The sequence below is a fragment of the Chromobacterium sp. Rain0013 genome, from assembly GCF_015291765.1.
GTDB classification, from domain to species: Bacteria; Pseudomonadota; Gammaproteobacteria; order Burkholderiales; family Chromobacteriaceae; genus Chromobacterium; species Chromobacterium haemolyticum.
This window is the reverse complement of sequence record NZ_CP031514.1, coordinates 2,400,030-2,422,005: the sequence shown is the minus strand read 5'-3', so window position 1 is coordinate 2,422,005 and position 21,976 is coordinate 2,400,030. Positions and strand designations below refer to the sequence as shown.

Here is a 21,976-nt window from a genome sequence, read left to right as displayed (position 1 = left end):
CCGCTTCAAGCGCGGGCGGATCAGGCCTTGCCGACGGTGAAAGTGGAGGTGGCAGCCAACGAGGTGCGGCCGGATATCTGGTCCACCATGAAGTAGCCGATCGAATAGGTGGTGTTGATGGTCAGCTTGACGCCGGTGAAGTTCACTGTGCCGCTGTCACCGCCCTGGGTGACGCTGACTTTTTTCAGCGGATCGCCGCTATAAGGCACGGTGGAGCCCTGCCACAAGCCCAGCCAGTTTTTATTGGCCACCGCGTCATAGGACTGCAGCACCTGGTAGCGCGCCTGCACCAGGTTGGTGCCGACATACAGCGTTTTCACCGAGTTGTTGGCGTACTGCCAGGCCTGCGGGTTATCCAGCGAACCTTGCGGCACATAGATGGTGGAGCACACCGCATTGGGCGTGGCGGCCACGGCATATCCCAGGATGTAGCCTTTGTCCTCGAAGGGAAAATCGACGGGTTGGGTGCTGGTGGAGCTGTCGGTGTCAATGGCGGTGTAGCCGTCCGGAGACTTGGCCCAAGGCACGATATTGCTGGTGGTCTGCCAAACATAGATGTGGTTGCCATATTTCTTCGGCTGATTGGCGGTATTGGTCACGTAATTGACAATCGCACCGATGGCCGACGGCTCGCCTACGAAATGGATGGTCACGGTGGAGCCATCGTTTGCGGTCAGCAGCAGTTTGGTTTCAGCGTCCTTGAGATCCTTGAGATCGCCCATGTTTTTCAACTCTCTATGGTGCAAGGCAGCCAATGCGGCGCTTGCGATTGATCGGAACCTTAGCTCGCGACCGGACCGCCGCGCGATTGGATCGCGGGCGGTCCGGCCTGCTTCTTTTGATAGCATCCGACTCAATCCGACTCAAAAAATAAATTATTTGTCATTCTTGGTGTTTTTGATCTAGAACTAAGCTGTTCTTGCCTTATCCGCTGATGACATTAAATCTAAAAACGCATAAAAATCATTGCCTTAAAAAACAATAAGCAGGCACCTTCGCAACATCGGCCGCCCAAAACAAAACAGCCTCCCGTCAAAAATGACAGGAGGCTGTTTAAGTATCAAACCGCATCAAGAAATCCGGCCGCTCCACGGCGGACCCGCAGCGTCATTGCTGGGTCAGCCAATCCACATAACGGTCCACACCCTGTTCGACGCTGAACAGTTCGGCGTCGTAGCCGGCGCTGCGCAGCTTGGCGATATCGGCCTGGGTGAAGCTCTGGTACTTGCCCTTGAGCGCGTCCGGGAAGTCCACGTATTCGACAATGCCCTGAGCCACCATCTCGTCCAGGCTCAGCCCCGGCTGGCCCTCATGGCGGCGGCAGGCGTTGACGGTGGCCACGGCCACGTCGTTGAACGGCTGCGAACGGCCGGAACCCAGGTTGAAGATGCCGCTCTTTTCCGGGTGATCCAGGAAATAAAGATTGATCTTGGCCACGTCCTCCACCGACACGAAATCGCGGCTTTGCATGCCGTTGCCCCAACCGTCCCAGCCGCCGAACAACTTGACCTTGCCATGCTCGCGGTACTGATTGAAATGGTGGAAGGCCACCGAGGCCATGCGGCCCTTGTGTTGTTCGCGCGGGCCGTAGACGTTGAAATAACGGAAACCCACCGCCTGTGCGCTCAGTCCTTCCTTCATACGTTGGCGCAGCACTTGGTCGAACAGGAATTTGGAGTAGCCGTAGACATTGAGCGGGCCTTCGTACTTGCGCTCTTCCTTGAACACGGTGCCCTTGCCGTAGGTGGCCGCGCTGGAGGCGTAGAGGAACTGGATTTCCTCGTGCTGACAGTAGTCGAACAGGGCCAGCGTGTACTGATAGTTGTTGTCCATCATGTACTTGCCGTCGTGATTCATGGTGTCGGAACACGCGCCCTGGTGCAGGATGGCGGACAGCTCGCCCTCGAACTCGCCCTCCAGCAACAGGGCTAGGAAGTCGTGCTTGTCCATGTAATGGGCGATTTCGCAATCCACCAGATTGCGGAATTTGTCGCCGCTGGACAGATTATCCACGGCAATGATGTCGGTGACGCCGCGCTCGTTAAGCGCTTTGACCAGGTTGGAACCGATAAAACCGGCGGCGCCGGTAACGACGATAGTCATGTTTTCCTTTCCGCCGCCGGCCATCGCCCACGGCGCGAGAATAGGGGTGCGCGTTTAAAAACCGGCGCCGGGCTCTGCCAGATAGGTCCGCTCGTCCGGCGTATCCACCCGACCCAGCGCGGCGTTGCGATGCGGGAAGCGCCCGAAGCGGACGATCACGTCCCGGTGACGATGCGCGTAATCAATGAAACGGGCCATGGCGGCATCCTCCGCCATGGTTTCAAACAAACGCACGGCTTCGTCCTGATCCGCCAGCGACTCGCTGTGCTCAAACGGCAGATAAACAAAGGTGCGGGCGATATGGGGCAGTTGCCGGTCCAGACCCAGCTCCACCATGCGGCGGGCCCAAGCCAACGCCAAGCCATCGGTGGCGAAGGCCTCGGCGGAGCCGCGGAACAGGTTGCGCGGGAATTGATCGGTCAGAATCAGCCAGGCCAGGCCGCGCCGGGCGTCATCGGTGTCAGGCGGCAGTTCGCCTGCGCGCGCCTGCCGCCATGTCTCCAGAAAGCGTTCGCGGATGACGCCGTCGAACACGTCGTCCTTCTTGAACCAGGCGCTGCGCGGCACCGACAGGAAGCTGTCGTCGGCGCCGCCGAACCAAAACTCCAGAATCGCGTCGGTGTAATGCTGCATGCGGTCTCCTCAGGATTCAGTTCACACGGCGAAAAGTTCGCGCTGGCTGCACACCGCGGTGCCCAGCTTGCCCACCACCACGCCGGCGGCGGCATTGGCCAGGCTCATCGCCACCGGCAGCGGCTGGCCGGCGGCCAACCCCAGCCCCAGCGTGCCGATCACGGTGTCGCCTGCGCCGGACACATCGTACACCTCGCGCGCGAAGGTGGGCTGATGCACCACGCCCTCGTCGCGGAACAAGGTCATGCCCTCCTCGCTGCGCGTCACCAGCAAGGCGTCCAGCGACAAAGTCGCGCGCAAGGCCTGCGCCTTGGCGGTCAACTCGCTCTCGGAAGCCCAGCGGCCGGCCACTTGGCGGAATTCGCTGCGGTTCGGCGTCAGCAGCGTGGCGCCGGCGTATTTGCTGTAGTCGTCGCCCTTGGGGTCGATCAACACCGGCTTGCCGGCCTGGCGCGCCAGCTCGATCATCTTGCTGACGTGAGTCAGGCCGCCCTTGCCATAGTCGGACAGAATCACCACATCATGACTGGCCAGGATCTGCTGATACTCTTCCAGCTTGCCCGCCAGAATCTCATGGCTGGGCGAGTCCTCGAAATCAAGGCGGATCAGCTGCTGCTGCCTTGCCACCACACGCAACTTGATGGTGGTGGCGATGCCGGGATCGCGTTTCAGCGAGGTGGCGATGCCGTCCGCCGCCAGCAGGCGCTCCAGCGCCGAGGCGGCTTCATCGTCACCCACCACCGACAACAGGGTGGCCTGGCCTCCCAAGCCGGCGATATTGCGCGCCACGTTGGCGGCGCCGCCGGCGCGTTCTTCAATGCGCTCGATCTTAGCCACCGGCACCGGCGCTTCCGGCGAAATACGGGTGGCGTCGCCAAACCAGTAACGGTCCAGCATCACATCGCCCACCACCAGAACTTTCGCTTTCGCCAGTTCGGCGGCCAGTTTGGAGCTATCCAGCCCCAGGTCTTGCATCAGGCCCATGGCAATCCTCAGCGGCCGATCGCGAAGTAGTCGAAACCCTGCTCGCGCATCCAGGCCGGGTCGTACATATTGCGGCCATCAAACACCAGCGGCAGCTTCAGCGCCCGCTTGACCGCGCCCAGGTCCGGCGCGCGGAACATTTTCCATTCGGTGACAATCAACAAGGCGTCCGCCTGCTGCAGCGCCGCCATCATGTCGTCGGCGAAACTCAGGCCGGCAATGTCGCCCATCACCCGCTGCGCTTCATGGGTCGCCACCGGATCGAAAGCCACCACTTCCGCGCCGCGGCGGCTCAGTTCCGCCGCGATCACGCGGCTGGGCGCTTCGCGCATATCGTCGGTATTGGGCTTGAAGGCCAGGCCCCACATCGCGAAACGGCGGCCGCTCAGATCCTGGCCGAAACGCGCCAGCACCTTGTCCACCAAACGCAGCTTCTGCAGATCGTTGGCCTCCTCCACCGCCGTCAGCACCCGCAGTTCATGGCCGTTTTCCTTGGCGGTCTGCACCAAAGCCTTGACGTCCTTGGGGAAGCAGGAGCCGCCGTAGCCCACGCCCGGATACAGGAAGTGGTAGCCGATGCGCGGATCGGAGCCCATGCCCAGCCGCACCTGCTCGATGTCCGCGCCCAGGCTCTCGGCCAGATTGGCCAGCTCGTTCATAAAGGAGATGCGCGTCGCCAGCATGGCGTTGGCCGCGTACTTGGTCAGCTCCGCGGAGCGCACGTCCATCAGCAACACGCGTTCGTGATTGCGCTGAAACGGCGCGTATAGCCGGCGCATCATCGCAGCCGCGCGTTCGTCGTCCACGCCGATCACCACGCGGTCCGGACGCATGAAGTCGTCTATGGCCGCGCCTTCCTTCAGGAACTCCGGATTGGACACCACGCTGAATTCCAGGGCTTCGCCGCGCTCGGCCAGGGTGTCCGCTACCGCGGCCTTGACCAGGTCCGCGGTGCCCACCGGCACGGTGGACTTGTCGACGATGACTTTGTAGTCCGTCATGTGACGGCCGATATTGCGCGCGGCGGCCAGCACGTATTGCAGATCGGCTGAGCCGTCCTCGTCCGGCGGGGTGCCGACGGCGATGAACTGCACATCGCCAAAGGCCACAGACTCGGCGATGTCGGTGGTGAAACTGAGCCGGCCGGCGGCCACATTGCGCCGCACCATGTCCTCAAGGCCGGGCTCGAAAATCGGAATGCCGCCCTGCTTCAGGATGGCGATCTTATTGGGATCCACATCCAGGCAGCACACGTGATAGCCGGTTTCCGCCAGACAAGTGCCGGTCACCAAACCGACATACCCCGTACCGATAACTGTGATTTTCATATTTTATTGAGCCTGATAGTGCTGAATGTCTTGGTTGATGGCGCGCAACACGGCCAGCGGGTCGGCGGCGCGGGTGATGGGCCGGCCGATCACAAGATAGTCGGAGCCCGCCGCCAACGCGGTCGTCGGGGTCATCACCCGGCGCTGATCGTCGGCTTCGCTATCCGCCAGGCGAATGCCCGGCGTCACCAATTTGAAGTCGCGGCCCAGCGCGGCTTTCAGTTCGCCGGCCTCCTGAGCCGAGCACACCACGCCGTCCAGGCCGCAATCGCGGGTCAGCGTCGCCAACCGCAGCACATGCTCTTGCGGCGAGACGGCGATGCCGATTTCGGCCAGATCGACGGCTTCCATGCTGGTCAGCACCGTCACCGCGATCAGCAGCGGCCGTTGGCTGTACGGCGCCAGCGCCTCGCGCGCCGCTTCCATCATCCGGCGGCCGCCGGAGGCGTGCACATTGACCATCCAGACGCCGGCTTCCGCCGCCGCCTTGCACGCATGGGCCACGGTGTTGGGAATATCATGGAACTTCAAGTCCAGGAACACCTGAAATCCCCTGGCCACCAGGCTTTCCACCAAGCTGCGGCCGGAGGACGTGAACAACTCCTTGCCCACCTTGAGCCGGCACTCGCTTGGGTCCAGACGGCTGGCGAAGCGCAAGGCGCTATCCGCGTCGGCGAAGTCCAAGGCCACGACAACAGGCGAAGTCGGCCGAGCCGCGTCGGCTGCGATCAAAGGGTTCATGCTTGCTCCATTCTTGCCGCCGGAAACTGCCGGCGGCCTGTATTCAAATCAGCGCAGCCGCTCAGGGCGGCTGCACAACTATCTCGATGTCCAAGCCGGCGACACAACGGCGCGGCGAACCTTAAGAACCCGTTGACGATCTGTTGCGCGTCGGCGATACGGCGCTGAAAACACCGTCAAAATGCTCATGCACCACTTGACCATTCCGCTTTTCGCTCGATTTCGCCTTGTCTCGCCTTAACTCACGAGATCGTGAACAGGTCATCAGTTCTAACTAAAACAGAAGTTACTGCGATTCCGTGCGGTTGGCGGTGAACCCCTCCCACTCGCCGCAAGCCGGACAATGCCAGAAGAAGGCGCGCGAGCGGAAATTGCAGCATTTGCAGCGATGCACGCTCAGGCGCTGCGCGTGCTTGAGCACCAGCGCGCGCGCCACTTCCGCGTCCATCCGCCCTTCCGGGCTCAACTCGTCCATCTGCGCCTCGATCAGCCGGTACACGCCGGAGAGGCTGGGACGAGCGTGCACGCCCTCTCGCGCCACTTCCAGCGCCTTCTCCTCACCCTCGTAGGTGGCGATCTTCTGGTACAGCAGATCGGTCAGCTCCAATTGCGGGAAGGTCTTCTGATAGCCGCGCAGCAAGGCGATGCCTTCCAGCGGCTTGTCCATCCGTTCGTAAGCGTCGAACAAGCGCTCGGCAGCCATCGACAGGTATTCGTAGTTCTGTTTCTCGATGTTCTGCCAAGCCGCGATCGCCGCTTCCACATGGCCTCCGGCAAACTCGATGTCGCCCAGGATCAGGCTGGCGCGCACGCATTTGCGGTTGGCGGCGAACGCCTCCTCCACGTAGCGGCGGGCCTGCTCGCTATTGGATTTATACAGCTCGCCCTGAGCCAGCTCGCAGTAGAACTGCGCCACTTCATGCTGGAAGGAGTGCGCGTCGCTGCGCAACTCCTTGGCGGTGGCGATGGCCTTGTGCCAATCGCGGTCCTGCTGGTAGATGTCCAGCAGCTGGCGGCGCGCCGCCAGGCCCATATTGCCGTCCTGCAGCTTGATCAATATTTCTTCCGCCCGGTCCACCAGGCCGGCCTTGCGAAAATCCTGGGCCAGCTCGAAACGCACCGCGTCGCGGTGTTCGGCCGGCAGATCCGGCGCGTCCAGCATGCGCTGATGCAGGCGGATGGCGCGGTCGTTCTCGCCGCGCTTGCGGTACAGTTTGCCCAAGGTATGCTGCAACTCCAGCGCCGACCCTTGCTGGCGGGCCACTTCGGCCAAGGCCGAGGCCGCGATATCGGTCTTGTCCTCCACCAGCGCGTCCAGGCCGCGGAAAAAGCCGGTCGGCACCGCTTTCGCCTGTTTCAGCACCGTGCGCATGTCCACGCGCGCGGCAAACCAACCCAGGCCGAAAAAGGCCGGAAACAATAGCAACCACCACAAATCCAGTTCCAACAGCAATCCTTTCCGGACAAACAACAACAGCCGCTCCCGGGCGGCATCATCAAGAACGGCGAATGGAATCACAGCGGCGCCTAAACGCGGCGCCGGCTCGCTCCGCCGCTCGCGCCAGGCTTAATCGGCGATCGCGTCGCTGGGGTCGCTGATCACCTTGCTGGCGGGGGGACGGTTGCGTAATTCTTTTTTCAATTGAGACAGCTCTTTTCGGCTACGCAGATAATAGCCGAGCGTGGCGAGCAGACCCACCAGGGCGCCAACCACGAAAAACAACAGCAGAAACACAATCAGCGGCGCGGACCAGGACTGGCCGAAGAACAATTTGAATTCAACCGCATGGCTGTTTTGCACGGTGACCGCGATCAGGAATACCAACAGGGCCAATTCAACGATACGAAGCAGGTAACGCATGATCTCGCTCGATTTGTTTGCCGGAGTGCAAGTTTAAACGATAGCCCGGCGCAACCCAAGCTGGAATTTCAGCCGCGCAAAGAAAAAGCGCCGCAAAAAGCAGCGCTTTGGATTCGCTAGACAGGGCTCATGCGCCTAGGCTTCGCTCTGCTCCAACAGGGACAGGTCGACGCGTTCGCGCAATTCTTTGCCCGCCTTGAAATGCGGCACATATTTCTCAGGAACCGAGACGCTGGTGCCCGACTTGGGGTTGCGGCCAATCCGCGGCGGACGGTAGTTCAAATCGAAACTGCCGAAACCGCGGATTTCAATCCGGTTTCCCTGCGCCAGGTTATTGGCCATCGCATCCAAAATGGTTTTGACGGCCAACTCAGCGTCTTTGTAGACCAACTGAGAATTGCGCTCGGCGAGTCGTTCCGACAGCCTAGCGATCAGCTCAGATTTGGTCATGTCTCAATTACTCGTTGGAGCCGGACAGTTTTGCCTTCAGCAGGGCACCCAGATTGGTGGTGCCAGCGGAAGCGCTGTCAACGGACAGGCTCTTCAGAGCAACGTTGTCTTCCTGAGCGTCTTTAGCCTTGATGGACAGGCTGATATTGCGGGACTTGCGGTCCACGGCAATGATCACGGCTTCCACTTCCTCGCCGTCCTTCAGAACGGAGCGAGCGTCTTCCACGCGGTCGCGGGACAGTTCGGAAGCGCGCAGGTAGCCTTCAACATCGGTGTCCAGAGTCACGACGGCGCCTTTGGCGTCAACGGACTTCACGGTGCCCTTAACCAGAGCGCCCTTGTCGTTCATCGCAACGAAGTTGTTGAACGGATCACCTTCCATCTGCTTGATGCCCAGGGAGATGCGTTCTTTTTCAACGTCGATGGACAGAACAACGGCTTCAACCTCGTCGCCCTTCTTGAACTTGCGCACGGCTTCTTCGCCGGCTTCGTTCCAAGACAGGTCGGACAGGTGAACCAGGCCGTCGATGCCGCCCGGCAGGCCAACGAACACGCCGAAGTCGGTGATGGACTTGATCGCGCCCTTCAGCTTGTCGCCTTTGTGGAAGTTGTCGGCAAACTCGTTCCACGGGTTGGCCAGGCACTGCTTCATGCCCAAGGAGATACGACGACGGTCTTCGTCGATTTCCAGGATCATGACTTCCACTTCGTCGCCAACCTGAACAACCTTGGACGGGTGTACGTTCTTGTTGGTCCAGTCCATTTCGGACACGTGCACCAGGCCTTCGATGCCTTGTTCGATTTCCACGAACGCGCCGTAGTCGGTCAGGTTGGTCACCTTGCCGAACAGACGGGTGCCGGACGGGTAGCGGCGGGACAGGCCCACCCACGGATCTTCGCCCAGTTGCTTCAGACCCAGGGATACGCGGTTCTTCTCTTGGTCGAACTTCAGTACCTTGGCTTCCACTTCGTCGCCCACGGCCAGAACTTCGGACGGGTGCTTCACGCGGCGCCATGCCAGGTCGGTGATGTGCAGCAGGCCATCGATGCCGCCCAGGTCAACGAACGCACCGTAGTCGGTGATGTTCTTGACGATACCCTTGATGATGGCGCCCTCTTTCAGGGTTTCCAGCAGAGCTTTGCGCTCTTCGCCCAGGGTTTCTTCCAGCACGGAGCGACGGGACACAACCACGTTGTTGCGCTTGCGATCCAGCTTGATGACCTTGAATTCGATCTGTTTGTTTTCGTACGGGGTGGTGTCTTTCACCGGACGCACGTCAACCAGGGAACCCGGCAGGAAGGCGCGGATGCCGTTGACCATAACGGTCAGGCCGCCTTTGACCTTGCCGCTGATCAGACCGGACAGGATCTTGCCGGTTTCCAGAGCCTCTTCCAGCTCCACCCAAGCGGCCAGGCGCTTGGCTTTTTCGCGGGACAGCTTGGTTTCGCCAAAGCCGTTTTCCAGCGCATCAATGGCAACGGTAACGAAGTCGCCGATGGCTACTTCGACCACGCCTTGGTCGTTCTTGAATTCTTCAGCCGGGATCAGGGACTCGGACTTGAGGCCTGCGTTCACGGTTACAAAGTTGGAATCAACTGCCACCACTTCGGCAGTGATCACCTCGCCCACGCGCATGTCGTGAAGGGTCAGGCTTTCCTCAAACAGCTGAGCGAAGTTTTCCATGGAGAGGGTAGTCATCAAGCGTACTCTCGGTGCGCGCCTTGCGGCGTGCGGGTTAGGGTTGCACAACCGGGTTTATTGCCTTGCAGCATTTTCACCCGACAAAAAAATCATAGGCCGGAGACCTGTCTTTCCTCGAACCAGCGCAGAACCTGTGCGACCGCCTGGTCGATGGTCAGCTCCGTGGTGTCGAGCAAAAAGGCGTCCGGCTCCTGGCGCAGCGGCGCTACCGGCCGGGCGGCATCGCGCGCGTCCCGATCGATAATGTCCTGCAGAATCCGTGGGAGATTAGCAGAATCTCCCTTGCCGATCAACTGCTTATAGCGGCGATCAGCCCGTTCCTCGGCGCTGGCCGTCAAAAACACCTTCAAGGTGGCGGCGGGAAACACCACCGAACCCATGTCGCGGCCGTCCGTCACCAGGCCGGGCAATTGGCAGAAATCGCGCTGGCGCTGCAACAGTGCGGCGCGCACCGCCGGCAGCGCGCCCACCTTGGACGCGCCGATGCCAATTTCCTCGCTGCGGATCGCCGCGCTGGCGTCGTTGCTCTCCAGCCACACCGCCCCGTCTGCGAACTCCACCGGCAGCCCCGCGGCGGCGGCGGCCAGGCCAGGCTCGTCGTCCCAGGCTATGTTGTGGCGCTGCGCGAACAAGGCCAGCAGGCGGTAGAGCGAGCCCGAATCCAGATAATGAAAACCCAGCCGCGCGGCGACCAGGGCGGCGACGGTGCCCTTGCCCGAGGCGGACGGGCCGTCGATGGCGATGACAGGTGCGGTCATGTACAGACAATGTCCTTGCAGAAATTCTCGCAGGCCGCCGCGACGGGCAACCAGCCAAACTGGCGATTTTATCTCAAGCCGCGGGCCGGCACAGCAAGATTCTACGGCTTGCGCGCCGTAGCCGCGCGGCAACGCGGGGTTTGCGCAAAGGCCTTGCTGGCGGTTACATTGTCCGACGGGCGCCGCGGCGCCCTCCGCCAATCCCAAAGAACACAAGATCCCGAACCGCCATGGAACAACTGCACCTCGCCCCCGTCCGACGCCTGTCCGGCGCCATCAAGCTGCCCGGCTCCAAAAGCATCTCCAACCGCACCCTACTGCTGACCGCGCTGGGCAGCGGGAGCACCTTGGTGCGCGACCTGCTGGATTCGGACGATATCCGTCACATGCTGGCGGCGCTGAAACTGCTGGGGGTGGAGATCGAGCAAATAGGCGACAGCCGCGATTTCCGCGTGCAGGGCGTGGGCGGCGAATTTCCGGTCAAAAGCGCGGACCTGTTCCTCGGCAACGCCGGCACCGCTTTCCGCCCCCTGACCGCCGCGCTGGCGCTGATGCAGGGGAATTATCAACTCAGCGGCGTGCCGCGCATGCATGAGCGGCCGATCGGCGACTTGGTGGACGCGCTGCGCGTGGCCGGCGCCCAGATCCAATATCAGGGCCAGCCCGGCTATCCGCCGCTGGCCATCGCTCCGGCGCGGCTGGAAGCCGGCCGCCCGATTCCGGTCAAGGGCAATGTGTCCAGCCAGTTCCTCACCGCCCTGTTGATGGCGCTGCCGCTGACCGGGGAAACCGCGGTCATCGAAGTCAGCGGCGAGCTGATCTCCAAGCCTTATATCGAAATCACCCTCAACCTGATGGCGCGCTTCGGCGTGCGGGTTGAGCGCGACGGCTGGCGGCGCTTCACCATCCCCGGCGGACAGACTTACATCTCCCCGGGCGAAGTTCACGTGGAAGGCGACGCTTCCAGCGCGTCCTACTTCCTCGCCGCTGGCGCGCTGGCGGGCGGCCCGGTACGAGTGGAGGGCGTGGGCGCGGACAGCATTCAGGGCGACGTCAAGTTCGCCGACGCGCTGCGTCTGATGGGCGCAGAAGTCAACATGGGGCCCAACTGGATAGAGGCCAGCGCCAGTCTCCCGCTCAAGGCGATAGACGCCGACTTCAACCACATTCCGGACGCGGCGATGACCTTGGCGGTGGCCGCTCTGGCCGCCGACGGCACCAGCACGCTGCGCAATATCGAGAGCTGGCGCGTCAAGGAAACCGACCGTCTGAGCGCGATGGCCGCCGAGCTGCGCAAAGTGGGCGCCGTGGTGGAGGAAGGCCAGGACTACATCCGCATCACCCCGCCTGCTTCCTTGACGCCGAACGCCGAAATCGACACTTACGACGATCACCGGATGGCGATGTGCTTCTCGCTGATTTCGCTGTTGGGCGCCCCCGTAACCATCAACGACCCCAAGTGCGTGGCCAAGACCTTCCCTGATTATTTTGACGCGCTGGCCGCGCTGCGCGGCCAGGAATAAACGCCGCAGCGCCCTGACCCAGCCCCGCCCCAGCGGGGCTTTGTTTTGTTCGTCGCTTGCGTCTTGCCCACCGATAAAACACAATATATAGATCAAAAACAAACATAGCATCTACATAATGGAAAACTTCTTCGCTCTTCGCCGCCACTTCATGAGCCAGTTCGACATTCCCAGCCCGCAGCGACCGCAATGGCAGCCGCAACAATTGGCAATGTGGGAAACCATGCTGGACGAAGAACTGGCGGAGTTCCAACAGGCGCTGGCCGATTACAAACGCCAGGACGGCGACGAAGCGGAGCGCGCTCGGCGAATGGCGGAGTTGCTGGCCGAAGGCGTGGACGTGCTCAATGTGCTCAGCGGCCTATTGATGTCGCAAGGCCTGCCGCTGGAGGACATGGCACGGGAAATCCACGCCGCCAATATGCGCAAATGCGTGGACGGCAAGATTGTGCGCCGCGAGGACGGCAAGGTGCTGAAGCCGGACGGCTGGCGGCCGGCCGACAAGGAGGGGGTGATACGCCGGGCGCTGGAATCCTGAGAACTGGCTCAAAGTCACGCGAGCAAGAGCGAGACCAGGCGAAACCGGCTGAGAAAACGGAATGGTCGAGTGGTACATCAGTATTTCGAAGGGGTTTTCAACGTGGTATCGCCGACGCGCAGCAGACAATGAACAGGTTCTGAGAACCTGCTTACGATCCGCTGCGCCTCAGCGCTACCACGTTCAGCAATCGCGGCGCGCGAACAGCCTGGCGATGCCGTGATAATGCGGCTGGCCATGACCGACGTCCAGCGCATACTCCTCCTGATAAGCCAACAGGCTCAGCGCGGAAAACTGACGGCGCAGTTCTCCCGATTGGTAGTAATGCTTGACGTAGGAAGCCGTCTCGCTGGCCACCCGGCCTTGGGCGTCACAGCCCGGATCGTCCACCATGAACACCGACACGAACAGATAGCCGCCCGGCTCCAACGCGGCGGTCATCTGGCGCGCCAACGCCTCGCCCTCGTCCGCGCTCAGGTGATCCAGCGAGGTATTGGCCACGATCAGCCGGTAACGCCCCGGCTCCAATTCCAGCCCGGCCAGATCCGCCACTCGCCCCCCCACGTTCAACCTGCGCCCGTCCGCCGCCTCGCCCAGGCTCGCTATCGCTTCCGCGGAACCATCCACCCCCGTCATCGCGAAGCCTCGCTGGGCCAGATACAAGGCGTTGCGGCCCTGACCGCAGCCTAGGTCCAAGCCCTCGCCGCCGCCCGTCACATGATATTTTTCCAGATACTGGACCAAGGACGGAGACGGCTTGTCCCCGTAAAAAGACGTGCTCGAACGATACACGCCGTCGAATCCCGCTGCTGTCATGATGCTGCCCCCGCTCTCGGCTGCCCGCCTGATCAGCCCATCGCGGCCGAATCTGTCGTTCGGACTGCCTGTACGATAGGCCACCTATCCTTTTGGACAGCATAGACAATGTCTGCAGCAAGAACATCACTATCGATTTAGCTATTCATCAAATCATTTGCGGCAGCGCATGCAACGATTGCGCCGGCAGCATTTCCAGCAGCAGCCAGATCGCCGTCACCGCCAGCATCGCCGCCATGCTGCAATTGAAAGCCCGCAAGCGACGGGGCGAAGCCAGGAAGCGGCGGGCAGCCACGCCGGAGCCCGCCCACAAGGCAATGCACGGCAGGCCGATGATGAAAGTCAGAGCCGCAAACAGCAGGCCGGCATGCCAGGCGTTCATCTTGGCCGGCAAAAACACCATCGCGATATTGAAGCCCATCAGCCACACCTTGGGATTCAACCAGTTGAACAGCACCCCGCCCCAAAAGCCCATCGGCGCGCCGCCAGCCTCCCCGCTGGCTGGCGCCGAGCGCGCCATGCCCCAAGACAGCCACAACAGGTAGAGACAACCGGCCATCGCCAGGTAAAGCTGCACCGAGGCGATGACGGAGATCAAGCTGCCCAGGAACACCGTCAACAAGCCCACCTGCACCGACAAGCCCAACGACATGCCCAGCAATGCCGGCACCGTGCGGGAAAAGCCATGATTGACCCCGGACGAGGCCAACACCAGATTGTTTGGCCCCGGCGTGATCGACATCACCAACAGATAAGTCACCAACGCAACAAAGTTCATTACGGCTCCAAGCCATAACCAGCAGCCGGACAATCCGGACGCGGTTTGTTTTCAATGGTGGCCATGATAACGCCGGGCCGGCGCTGAATACAGATTCAGAAAAATTGAATTGAAACCATAACAGTTTTACAATTTCAAAACTGTTATGGTCGTTTTTACGGAAAATTGTACCGATGGCGATCTTCACATCTGTCAGCGAGGCCTCTGCATGAGCGACGAACCCCTATATCAGCAGCTAGTCAACGAGTGGATCACCCTGATCCAGACCGGCGTGGTGCAGCCCGGCGAACGGCTGCCCTCGGTACGCAAGGCCTGCGAAATGCACAAGGTCAGCCCGTCCACCATCCTGCTGACTTACCGCACCCTGGAGGACCGCGGTCTGATTGAGGCGCGGCCGCAATCCGGCTTCTACGTCAAATCCGCCGCCACCCTGCCCTTGCCGCGCATGCGCCGGCAAAGCGCCGCCCATCACGCAGGCGAAGTGGTGGATCAAATCGAAGCGGTGATGACGGCGCAAACCCGGGAAGACTTCATCGACCTGTCGCTGGCCAGCCCGCGCGGCAGCGATTTCTACCCCACCACCCGCTTCAAGCACATCATGGGACGGCTGCTGCGCCAGCATCCGGAACTGACCACCGATTACCCCTTCCCGCCCGGCTCGGAACGCTTGCGCCGCCAGATCGCCCAGCGCGCGGTCAGTTGGGGCTGCGTGCTGGCGGCCGAGGACCTGGTGATCACCAATGGCTGCACCGAGGCGCTGCAACTGGCGCTACGCGCCTGCTGCAAGTCGGGCGATACCGTGGGGCTGGAATCGCCCACCTATTTCGCGCTGCTTCCCACGCTGAAAAACCTGGGCTTGAGCGTGATCGAGATTCCCACCCATCCGGCCACCGGCCTGTCGCTGGACGCGCTGGAATTGCTGTTATCGGAGAAACGGCTGAACGCCGTCGTGGCCATGCCCACCGTGCACAACCCGCTGGGCTGCACCATGCCGGCCGAGGCCAAACAAAGGCTGGCGGCGCTGGTCAACGAACATCAGGTGCCCTTGATCGAGGACGTGCCGCACGCCGACCTGCACTACGACGGCGCCACCCCGGACGCGGTCAAGGCCTACGACCGCGACGGCTGGGTGTTGCTGTGCTCCAGCTACAGCAAGACTCTGGCGCCGGGCTTTCGCATCGGCTGGATCGCCCCCGGGCGCTTTTTGCGCGAAGTGACGCGGCTGAAGTTCGCCAGTTCGCTGGCCCAGCCGCGGCTATTGGAGGAAACGCTGGCGGAATACCTGGAAACCGGCGGCTACGACCACCACCTGCGGCTGATCCGTCGCCATTTCATGAGCCAGATGGAGCGGCTGCGCGGCACCGTCGCCAGCTGTTTTCCTGCCCAGACAAGAGCCACCTCACCGTCCGGCGGCTGCCTGCTGTGGGTGGAGTTGCCCAGCGGGGTGGACACCATGGAGCTGTTCCAGACGGCGCTGGCCGAACGCATCACCGTCGCGCCCGGCACGCTGTACTCGGCCAAGGGCCGTTACCGCAACTGCGTGCGCCTGTCCTGCTGCTATCCGTGGAACCCGGCATACGAACGCGCCTTGCGGCGCGTGGGGGAATTGGCGGGAGAGATGGCCGATTAATCAAGCTGGACGGCCGCTCCGCGGCGGCTGGCCCCGCACGGCGGCGCGCGAGGAGGACGGCGCCGAGGACGGAGCGACCGCCGGCGCATGCAGCGGCGCGGACGCCGGCGGCGCGGCCTGCGTCGGCAGCGGGCCGCCCGGCTCGCGGCCGGCCGGTTCACGCGCAAACTGGGTGTCGTCGGTCTTGCCCGGCGATAACCAGCGCACCGCGGTCAAGTCTCCGTCCACCTTGGCCTTGGCCTGATCCTTGCAAGTCAGGCACACCGGCACGCCCTTGCGCGCCTTCAAGGCTTGATCCACCCGCGCGCCGTACACCACCGAGGATTTCTGCTTCTGCCAGGCCAGCAGCGTTTCGGCCAGCATCGGGAAAGAAGGATCGTCCTGCTTGTAGTGGTTGCGGTAAGCGGTCAGCCACAGTTCGCCGGCGGCGTCCTGATTCAGCAATACGGTTTGATAAGCCACCGTGACCGCGTCGCCTCGGGTAACGGTTTTGGACAAGGACAAGGCGTCGTCGTTTTTCATGCGCACGCAGCCATGGCTGCGAAAACCCGGCACCGAACCGGGCGCGTTGGTGCCGTGAAATCCCAGCCCCAGCTTGGCCTCGCCAAAACGGATGAAAACCGGCCCCAGCGGGTTATTGGGCCCCGGCGGCACCACGGTCTGCACTTCCTTGCCGTTGCGGCGCATTTCTTCCTGAATGGAACGCGGCACATGCCAGGCCGGCGCCTTGTAAATGCCGGTAATGTCGAAGCTGCCGGTGGGGGTCTGGGTCAACATCTTGCCCACCGCCACCGGATAGATTTTGGACAGCCTGCCGTCCTGATACTGGAACAACCTGGCTTGCGGCAAATTGAGCACCAAATGCAGACCGGTGGGGCTGACTTGCACATCAGGTTCGGGAATCACCGCCGCGCCGACACCCGTCGCCGCGCTCAATCCCAACACACCCAACAGCCCAAAACATCGCTTCAACATACCGCACCATATTTGATATCACTATTGTTCGATTCTAACAGAAAGCGGGGAAAAGCAAGATTCTGACTATTACCAAGCGCCTGGCGCCACCCGGGCCGTCGCTGATATTGCCGGTGTTACGCCAGCATAGTCGGCTTTGGCTCAAAGTTCCGGCCAATACGCCAAGGTCCAGGCCGCCGCGTACAGACCAAAACCAAAACTCGCATGCGCCACAAGACTGCGACGTCCCCCGCCCTAGGCGATGGCCGCCTTGCGAGTTCGCGGCCTGGGAGCCTGTTTACGATCTGCTGCTTACGATCTGCTGCGCGCCGGTTGAGGCATTGTGTGGTGGTGCCGTCTTCGAAATGCTCATGCCACATCGACATTCCGCTTTCCCAGCCGCTTTCCGCAATGGAAGGCCGCTGGGCTGGAGGTGGAAACCGGCGCGACGGCCGGCGCCGACAAAAAACCCCTGCGCGCCGCCGGATAATTTGAGAAAATCGCCGCTTTCCGTTTGATTTTCCAAGCAACACCATGACGCACAAACAGACTATCGCTCAGGTCGAATCGCTGGACCACGAAGGCCGGGGAGTCGCCCACGTCGATGGCAAGACCATCTTCATCGATGGCGCGCTGCCGTATGAAACCGTGGTCTACAGCGCCTATCGCAAGAAGTCGTCCTACGAAAACGCCAACACCAGCCAAGTGCTGAAGGAAAGCTTCCTGCGCACGCAGCCGCGCTGTCCGCATTACGGCACCTGCGGCGGCTGTTCGATGCAACATGTGGAGTTCTCCGCCCAAGTGGCGGTCAAGCAGAGGGTGCTGGAAGACAATCTGGCCCGCATCGGCCGGGTCAAGCCGCAACAGGTGCTGACGCCCATCGCCGGCCCCGCCTGGCATTACCGCCACCGCGCGCGGATGTCGGCGCGGCTGGTGGAGAAAAAGGGCGGCGTGCTGGTGGGCTTCCACGAGAAGCGCTCCACCTACATCACCGACATGAGCGAATGCCACATTCTGCCGCGTCATATCTCGGACCTGATCGTGCCGCTGCGCGAGATGATCTACAAGCTGTCGATCAACAACCGCATGCCTCAGGTGGAGCTGGCGGTGGGCGACAGGGTGGATATCCTGGTGTTCCGCAATATGGAAGCCATCAACGACGCCGATCACGCCCTGCTGCGCGCCTTCTCCGACACCCACGGCAGCAAGGAGCGTCCGCTGCAGATGTGGCTGCAACCCAAGGGCCCGGATACCTGCTACCCGGTCTACCCGCTGGACGCGCCCAAGCTGACTTACAGCCTGCCGGAATACCGCGTGGAGATGCCCTACTATCCCACCGAGTTCACCCAGGTGAACCCGGATATCAACGCGGTGATGGTGGCGCGCGCGCTGAAATTCCTGGACCCGCAGCCGGACGAACGCATCGCCGACATGTTCTGCGGCATCGGCAACTTCACCCTGCCCATCGCCCGCTCCGGCGCCCAGGTGCACGGCATGGAAGGCAGCCAGGCCCTGGTCAAGCGCGCGGTGGAAAACGCCACCCACAACGGCCTGCAGGACAAGGTCAGCTATGAAATGGCCAATTTGTTCGAAGTCACCGAGGAATCCTTCGCCGCGCTCGGCAAGTTCGACAAGATGCTGGTGGACCCGCCGCGCGACGGCGCGGTGCAGTTGCTGAAAGCCATCACAGAGGACACCGCGCCCAAGCGCATCGTCTACGTGTCCTGTAACCCGGCCACGCTGGCGCGCGACGCCAATGTGCTGGTGCACACCAAGGGCTACACGCTGAAAGCCGCCGGCATCATCAATATGTTCCCGCACACCGCCCATGTGGAATCCGTGGCCTGGTTCGAAAAAACCGGCCCGTGCAAGAGCCGCAGCGAAATCGCCGCGATCGAGGCCGCCGAAGAAGCCGAGCGCGAAGCGGTGAAGGCCGCCCAGCGCGCGGAGGCGGCGGCGGAAGCCGCCAAGAAAGAGCGCGAACTGGCGGAAAAGGCGGCGGCCAAGCAAGCTCGCCGCGATTATTATTTTGCCGAGCAAGCTCGTCGCGAAGCGGAACAGCAAGCGCAGTAGCGTGGCATGAAACAAGCCTCCGGCCTTGGCCGGGGGCTTTATTTTTGCCGTCGCCGCGCAGCTTGTTTGATCAAACCGGCTGGTTTGCGACGACGGATAAGCGCACAGTGACGGACGAATGCTTTTTACATGGAAGCGAAAATGGCTTCATGTCAAAATTCATCGTTCGCCTAGTCGTTAACACCAAGCACACACAGCGGGCGCGCCCGCCAAACGTCGCCGTTCCTGCCTGAAGGACGGCCCATCAAGGCAATAAATATGCACATACTTCAATTCGTCTTCGGACTGCTGGTTGTCTTCCTGCTGACCCAAGTGGTGGCGCGCGATCGCAAAAACATCAAGATCCGCTACGTGCTGCAACTGATCGTGGTGGAGCTGGCGCTGGCCTACTTCCTGTTGCACTCCAGCTATGGCCTGAGCCTGGTGGGCGGCGTGGCCGGCGTGTTCGACAAATTGATGAGCTACGCAGGCGAAGGCACCAACTTCGTGTTTGGCGGCCTGCTCAATCAGGGCGAATTCAGCTTCTTCCTCAAGGTGCTGATGCCCATCGTCTACATCTCGGTGCTGATCGGCATCCTGCAGCACATCCGCGTGCTGCCCTGGGTGATACGCGGCATCGGCTGGGTGCTGGCCAAGATCAGCGGCATGGGCAAGATCGAATCCTTCAACGCCGTGGGTTCCATGATCGTGGGTCAATCCGAGAACTTCATCGCCTACAAGAACATCATCGGCAGCTTCTCGGAAAAGCGCATGTACACGCTGGCCGCCACCGCGATGTCCACGGTGTCGATGTCCATCGTCGGCTCCTATATGCAGATCATCCAACCGCGCTTCGTGGTTACCGCGCTGATCCTCAACCTGTTCAGCACCTTCGTCATCCTGTCGCTGATCAACCCCTACGACGCCAGCCGCGACGACGACGAGCTGATCAGCGCGGAAGCCGCCCACCGCATGTCCTTCTTCGAAATGCTGGGCGACTACATCATGGCCGGCTTCAAGATCGCCGTGATCGTCGGCGCGATGCTGATCGGCTTCATCGCGCTGATCACCACCGTCAACCACATCTTCGACGCTGTGTTCGGCGTGAACTTCCAATACGTGCTGGGCTATGTGTTCTACCCCTTCGCCTGGCTGATGGGCATCCCGGCCGCCGACATCATGCCGGCCAGCAGCATCATGGCCACCAAATTGGTGACCAATGAATTCGTGGCGATGATGGAATTGAAAAAGCTCACCGCCCAGCTGTCGGAATACACCATCGGCGTGATTTCCATCTTCCTGGTGTCCTTCGCCAACTTCAGCTCCATCGGCATCATCGCCGGCGCGGTCAAGGGCCTGGACGAGGAGCGCGGCAATATGGTGTCCCGCTTTGGCCTGAAACTGGTGTACGGCTCCACCCTGGTCAGCATTCTGTCCGCGCTGATCGGCGGCCTGGTACTGTAAGCCCAACCGTACTCCGCCAGCAGGCCCGGCCAATGCCGGGCCTGTTTTCCTTCCCCTCCGCCGTGTTTGCGCTGAGGCATGAACCCGCCCGCTCAGGCGATAAAAAACCCGGCTTGCACCGGGTTTTTCCATCGCGTATCTATCGCACTCACACCTTGGGCCAGGCAATGGGCCGGTAGTCCGGCAATCCGTCCTTGAACGGCGGAATCCGCTCTCCCTCCATCAAGGGGCGCACATAATCGAGAAAGGCGGGCGTCACGCTGAAACCGTCGGCGCCGATGAACTCCGGCGGCAGCCGCTTCTCCTGATCCCCCACCACCGCCAGCGGCACCTCCTCCACATCCCAGCAATAGGGATGGTTCTGGATGCGCTTGATGCCGGCCATCACCCCGCTTTTGCCGGCCAACAGCCACTCCACCGCCCGCTCGCCCATGATATAGGCCTGGCGCACATCCATGCTGGACCCCAAGTGGCCGCCGGCTCGCTGCAGATAATCCACCTGCGCCACATGCGCGGAAATGCCGCGTTCGCGCAACAGCAGCTGGGCAATCCAGTGACCGGCGCCACCTAATTGCTCATGGCCGTAGACCTCTGATTTCTTGGCTTCGGCGACAAAGCGGCCGTCGGCGTCGGTGATGCCCTCCGCCACAGCGATCGCGCATTGACCGAAGCGCGCCAACCTGTCGTCCACCGCAGCGAGGAAACGCTCGGCGTCGAAAGCCACTTCCGGCAGCAGCAGCAAATGCGGCGCTTCGCGTTCGTTGCGCGCCGCCGCCGCGCAGGCCGCCGCCAGCCAGCCGGTGTGACGGCCCATGGTTTCCATGATGAACACCCGGCCCCAGCCCATGCTGGTCATATCCAGGCCCACCTCACGCATCGCGCTGGCCAGGAATTTGGCGGAGGAGCCGTAGCCGGGACTGTTGTCTGTGCCCACCAGGTCGTTGTCTATGGTTTTGGGAATGCCCACCACCTTGAGCGGGTAGCCCATGTGGCGTTCAAATTCCGCCAGCCGTTCGGCGCAGCCCAACGAGCCGTTGCCGCCGTTGACCAGCAGATAATGGATGTCATGCCGGGCCAGAACCTCGCGCAGCCGTCTCCAGTCGTCGCCGGCCTCGGCGAAGCTCCCTATCATCCGCCGGCTGACGCCGAAGCTGCCGCCAGGCATGAAGGCCAGTTGGGCGATGGCCTCGTCCGATACCGCGTCGGTATCGCACAAACGGTCCTCCAGCAAGCCGGCCAGACCGTCGAAAGCGCCGTACATCGACAGGCCGCGCTTGCGCGCGGTTTCTATCGCGCCCTGCGCGGAAGCGTTCAACACCGCAGTCGGACCGCCCGACTGCAAATATACGGCACGGGGTTTGGACATCATCGCCACCTGGAGAAATGGAGAATCAAACGGCGCGGCGCGCGGCCGGGCCGGGAATACCACAAACATACCACTGGCCGGAAAGCCGCCTCAAGCGGGACGGTGCCGCCATTCTCCATTTCCTTGACCAACGGCAAATCCGCGCGCAAGTTGCCGCCGCGCTACAGACGGCGGGCAGGCCCCGCTTCCTTTGGCGCCGGAAAATTCGATTCCACAATGACTTTCAGGAACTGAATTAATTTTTCACTTACAAAAACAATTGGATAGACTATTTTTCGGCGACCGCCGCCGGCTT

The 21,976-nt window shown here is 61.9% G+C and carries 20 protein-coding genes; 5 read left to right on the top strand and 15 right to left on the bottom strand.

The window, feature by feature from the left end:
- Positions 1-20: 20 nt before the first annotated feature.
- The 11 genes from DXT74_RS11375 to cmk all read right to left on the bottom strand — a co-directional run bounded on the left by DXT74_RS11375 (position 21) and on the right by cmk (position 10,560).
- The gene (locus tag DXT74_RS11375) at positions 21-722 is read right to left on the bottom strand and encodes a hypothetical protein (protein ID WP_043637358.1); all 702 of its coding nucleotides are present in this window, start codon (positions 720-722) and stop codon (positions 21-23) included.
- 385 nt (positions 723-1,107) lie between these two features.
- On the bottom strand, positions 1,108-2,103 hold the full coding sequence (rfaD, locus tag DXT74_RS11370) for an ADP-glyceromanno-heptose 6-epimerase (protein ID WP_194427979.1): 996 nt from the start codon (positions 2,101-2,103) through the stop codon (positions 1,108-1,110).
- A 54-nt stretch (positions 2,104-2,157) separates the two neighbouring features.
- Positions 2,158-2,736, bottom strand: coding sequence for a DUF924 family protein (locus tag DXT74_RS11365; RefSeq protein ID WP_194427978.1), 579 nt, complete (start codon positions 2,734-2,736; stop codon positions 2,158-2,160).
- 21 nt (positions 2,737-2,757) lie between these two features.
- Complete coding sequence (gene rfaE1 / locus DXT74_RS11360) at positions 2,758-3,720, bottom strand: D-glycero-beta-D-manno-heptose-7-phosphate kinase (protein WP_052370521.1); 963 nt, start codon at positions 3,718-3,720, stop codon at positions 2,758-2,760.
- An 8-nt stretch (positions 3,721-3,728) separates the two neighbouring features.
- A complete protein-coding gene (locus tag DXT74_RS11355; RefSeq protein ID WP_043637364.1) occupies positions 3,729-5,048 on the bottom strand; it encodes a UDP-glucose/GDP-mannose dehydrogenase family protein in 1,320 nt (439 codons plus the stop codon).
- Positions 5,049-5,051: 3 nt separating this feature from the next.
- Positions 5,052-5,789 (bottom strand): orotidine-5'-phosphate decarboxylase, encoded by a 738-nt coding sequence (gene pyrF / locus DXT74_RS11350; RefSeq protein ID WP_194427977.1) that lies wholly within the window; start codon positions 5,787-5,789, stop codon positions 5,052-5,054.
- A 286-nt stretch (positions 5,790-6,075) separates the two neighbouring features.
- A complete protein-coding gene (lapB, locus tag DXT74_RS11345) occupies positions 6,076-7,236 on the bottom strand; it encodes a lipopolysaccharide assembly protein LapB (RefSeq protein ID WP_179140755.1) in 1,161 nt (386 codons plus the stop codon).
- 120 nt (positions 7,237-7,356) lie between these two features.
- Complete coding sequence (locus tag DXT74_RS11340; protein WP_019104285.1) at positions 7,357-7,650, bottom strand: lipopolysaccharide assembly LapA domain-containing protein; 294 nt, start codon at positions 7,648-7,650, stop codon at positions 7,357-7,359.
- Positions 7,651-7,785: 135 nt separating this feature from the next.
- On the bottom strand, positions 7,786-8,100 hold the full coding sequence (locus DXT74_RS11335) for an integration host factor subunit beta (RefSeq protein ID WP_019104286.1): 315 nt from the start codon (positions 8,098-8,100) through the stop codon (positions 7,786-7,788).
- Positions 8,101-8,107: 7 nt separating this feature from the next.
- Positions 8,108-9,799, bottom strand: coding sequence for a 30S ribosomal protein S1 (gene rpsA / locus DXT74_RS11330; RefSeq protein WP_085951937.1), 1,692 nt, complete (start codon positions 9,797-9,799; stop codon positions 8,108-8,110).
- Positions 9,800-9,891: 92 nt separating this feature from the next.
- Positions 9,892-10,560, bottom strand: coding sequence for a (d)CMP kinase (gene cmk, locus DXT74_RS11325; protein WP_081555687.1), 669 nt, complete (start codon positions 10,558-10,560; stop codon positions 9,892-9,894).
- Between the two features lie 230 nt (positions 10,561-10,790).
- On the opposite strand from cmk, the gene aroA reads away from it, so the two are divergent.
- Positions 10,791-12,083 carry a 3-phosphoshikimate 1-carboxyvinyltransferase gene (gene aroA / locus DXT74_RS11320; protein WP_194427976.1) on the top strand — a complete coding sequence of 431 codons (1,293 nt, stop codon included), beginning with the start codon at positions 10,791-10,793 and terminating at the stop codon, positions 12,081-12,083.
- 118 nt (positions 12,084-12,201) lie between these two features.
- Positions 12,202-12,621 carry a nucleoside triphosphate pyrophosphohydrolase family protein gene (locus DXT74_RS11315; protein ID WP_039756701.1) on the top strand — a complete coding sequence of 140 codons (420 nt, stop codon included), beginning with the start codon at positions 12,202-12,204 and terminating at the stop codon, positions 12,619-12,621.
- Positions 12,622-12,804: 183 nt separating this feature from the next.
- Here the strand turns inward: DXT74_RS11315 and DXT74_RS11310 are convergent, their stop codons facing one another.
- Together DXT74_RS11310 and DXT74_RS11305 are read right to left on the bottom strand one after the other, a co-directional pair.
- The gene (locus DXT74_RS11310) at positions 12,805-13,437 is read right to left on the bottom strand and encodes a bifunctional 2-polyprenyl-6-hydroxyphenol methylase/3-demethylubiquinol 3-O-methyltransferase UbiG (protein WP_194427975.1); all 633 of its coding nucleotides are present in this window, start codon (positions 13,435-13,437) and stop codon (positions 12,805-12,807) included.
- 148 nt (positions 13,438-13,585) lie between these two features.
- The gene (locus DXT74_RS11305) at positions 13,586-14,215 is read right to left on the bottom strand and encodes a LysE family translocator (protein ID WP_043637376.1); all 630 of its coding nucleotides are present in this window, start codon (positions 14,213-14,215) and stop codon (positions 13,586-13,588) included.
- A 208-nt stretch (positions 14,216-14,423) separates the two neighbouring features.
- On the opposite strand from DXT74_RS11305, the gene DXT74_RS11300 reads away from it, so the two are divergent.
- Positions 14,424-15,845 carry a PLP-dependent aminotransferase family protein gene (locus DXT74_RS11300; RefSeq protein WP_043637378.1) on the top strand — a complete coding sequence of 474 codons (1,422 nt, stop codon included), beginning with the start codon at positions 14,424-14,426 and terminating at the stop codon, positions 15,843-15,845.
- On the opposite strand, the gene DXT74_RS11295 is transcribed toward DXT74_RS11300, so the two are convergent.
- Positions 15,846-16,820, bottom strand: a complete 975-nt coding sequence (locus DXT74_RS11295; RefSeq protein ID WP_194427974.1) for a L,D-transpeptidase — start codon at positions 16,818-16,820, stop codon at positions 15,846-15,848. It lies immediately after the preceding gene.
- Between the two features lie 513 nt (positions 16,821-17,333).
- Between DXT74_RS11295 and rlmD the strand changes: the two genes are divergently transcribed.
- Both rlmD and DXT74_RS11285 read left to right on the top strand, forming a co-directional pair.
- Positions 17,334-18,872, top strand: a complete 1,539-nt coding sequence (gene rlmD, locus DXT74_RS11290; RefSeq protein WP_043637381.1) for a 23S rRNA (uracil(1939)-C(5))-methyltransferase RlmD — start codon at positions 17,334-17,336, stop codon at positions 18,870-18,872.
- Between the two features lie 258 nt (positions 18,873-19,130).
- Positions 19,131-20,315 (top strand): NupC/NupG family nucleoside CNT transporter, encoded by a 1,185-nt coding sequence (locus tag DXT74_RS11285; protein WP_043637385.1) that lies wholly within the window; start codon positions 19,131-19,133, stop codon positions 20,313-20,315.
- A gap of 148 nt (positions 20,316-20,463) precedes the next feature.
- On the opposite strand, the gene DXT74_RS11280 is transcribed toward DXT74_RS11285, so the two are convergent.
- Positions 20,464-21,681 carry a 6-phosphofructokinase gene (locus DXT74_RS11280; protein ID WP_081555686.1) on the bottom strand — a complete coding sequence of 406 codons (1,218 nt, stop codon included), beginning with the start codon at positions 21,679-21,681 and terminating at the stop codon, positions 20,464-20,466.
- Positions 21,682-21,976: the final 295 nt, after the last annotated feature.

Bases quoted from the DNA above. Each gene is read 5' to 3' on its own strand.
- DXT74_RS11375 (WP_043637358.1), bottom strand. From the start codon at position 722: ATGGGCGATCTCAAGGATCTCAAGGACGCTGAAACCAAACTGCTGCTG.
- rfaD (WP_194427979.1), bottom strand. From the start codon at position 2,103: ATGACTATCGTCGTTACCGGCGCCGCCGGTTTTATCGGTTCCAACCTG.
- DXT74_RS11365 (WP_194427978.1), bottom strand. From the start codon at position 2,736: ATGCAGCATTACACCGACGCGATTCTGGAGTTTTGGTTCGGCGGCGCC.
- rfaE1 (WP_052370521.1), bottom strand. From the start codon at position 3,720: ATGGGCCTGATGCAAGACCTGGGGCTGGATAGCTCCAAACTGGCCGCC.
- DXT74_RS11355 (WP_043637364.1), bottom strand. From the start codon at position 5,048: ATGAAAATCACAGTTATCGGTACGGGGTATGTCGGTTTGGTGACCGGC.
- pyrF (WP_194427977.1), bottom strand. From the start codon at position 5,789: ATGAACCCTTTGATCGCAGCCGACGCGGCTCGGCCGACTTCGCCTGTT.
- DXT74_RS11340 (WP_019104285.1), bottom strand. From the start codon at position 7,650: ATGCGTTACCTGCTTCGTATCGTTGAATTGGCCCTGTTGGTATTCCTG.
- DXT74_RS11335 (WP_019104286.1), bottom strand. From the start codon at position 8,100: ATGACCAAATCTGAGCTGATCGCTAGGCTGTCGGAACGACTCGCCGAG.
- rpsA (WP_085951937.1), bottom strand. From the start codon at position 9,799: ATGACTACCCTCTCCATGGAAAACTTCGCTCAGCTGTTTGAGGAAAGC.
- cmk (WP_081555687.1), bottom strand. From the start codon at position 10,560: ATGACCGCACCTGTCATCGCCATCGACGGCCCGTCCGCCTCGGGCAAG.
- aroA (WP_194427976.1), top strand. From the start codon at position 10,791: ATGGAACAACTGCACCTCGCCCCCGTCCGACGCCTGTCCGGCGCCATC.
- DXT74_RS11315 (WP_039756701.1), top strand. From the start codon at position 12,202: ATGGAAAACTTCTTCGCTCTTCGCCGCCACTTCATGAGCCAGTTCGAC.
- DXT74_RS11310 (WP_194427975.1), bottom strand. From the start codon at position 13,437: ATGACAGCAGCGGGATTCGACGGCGTGTATCGTTCGAGCACGTCTTTT.
- DXT74_RS11305 (WP_043637376.1), bottom strand. From the start codon at position 14,215: ATGAACTTTGTTGCGTTGGTGACTTATCTGTTGGTGATGTCGATCACG.
- DXT74_RS11300 (WP_043637378.1), top strand. From the start codon at position 14,424: ATGAGCGACGAACCCCTATATCAGCAGCTAGTCAACGAGTGGATCACC.
- DXT74_RS11295 (WP_194427974.1), bottom strand. From the start codon at position 16,820: ATGTTGAAGCGATGTTTTGGGCTGTTGGGTGTGTTGGGATTGAGCGCG.
- rlmD (WP_043637381.1), top strand. From the start codon at position 17,334: ATGACGCACAAACAGACTATCGCTCAGGTCGAATCGCTGGACCACGAA.
- DXT74_RS11285 (WP_043637385.1), top strand. From the start codon at position 19,131: ATGCACATACTTCAATTCGTCTTCGGACTGCTGGTTGTCTTCCTGCTG.
- DXT74_RS11280 (WP_081555686.1), bottom strand. From the start codon at position 21,681: ATGTCCAAACCCCGTGCCGTATATTTGCAGTCGGGCGGTCCGACTGCG.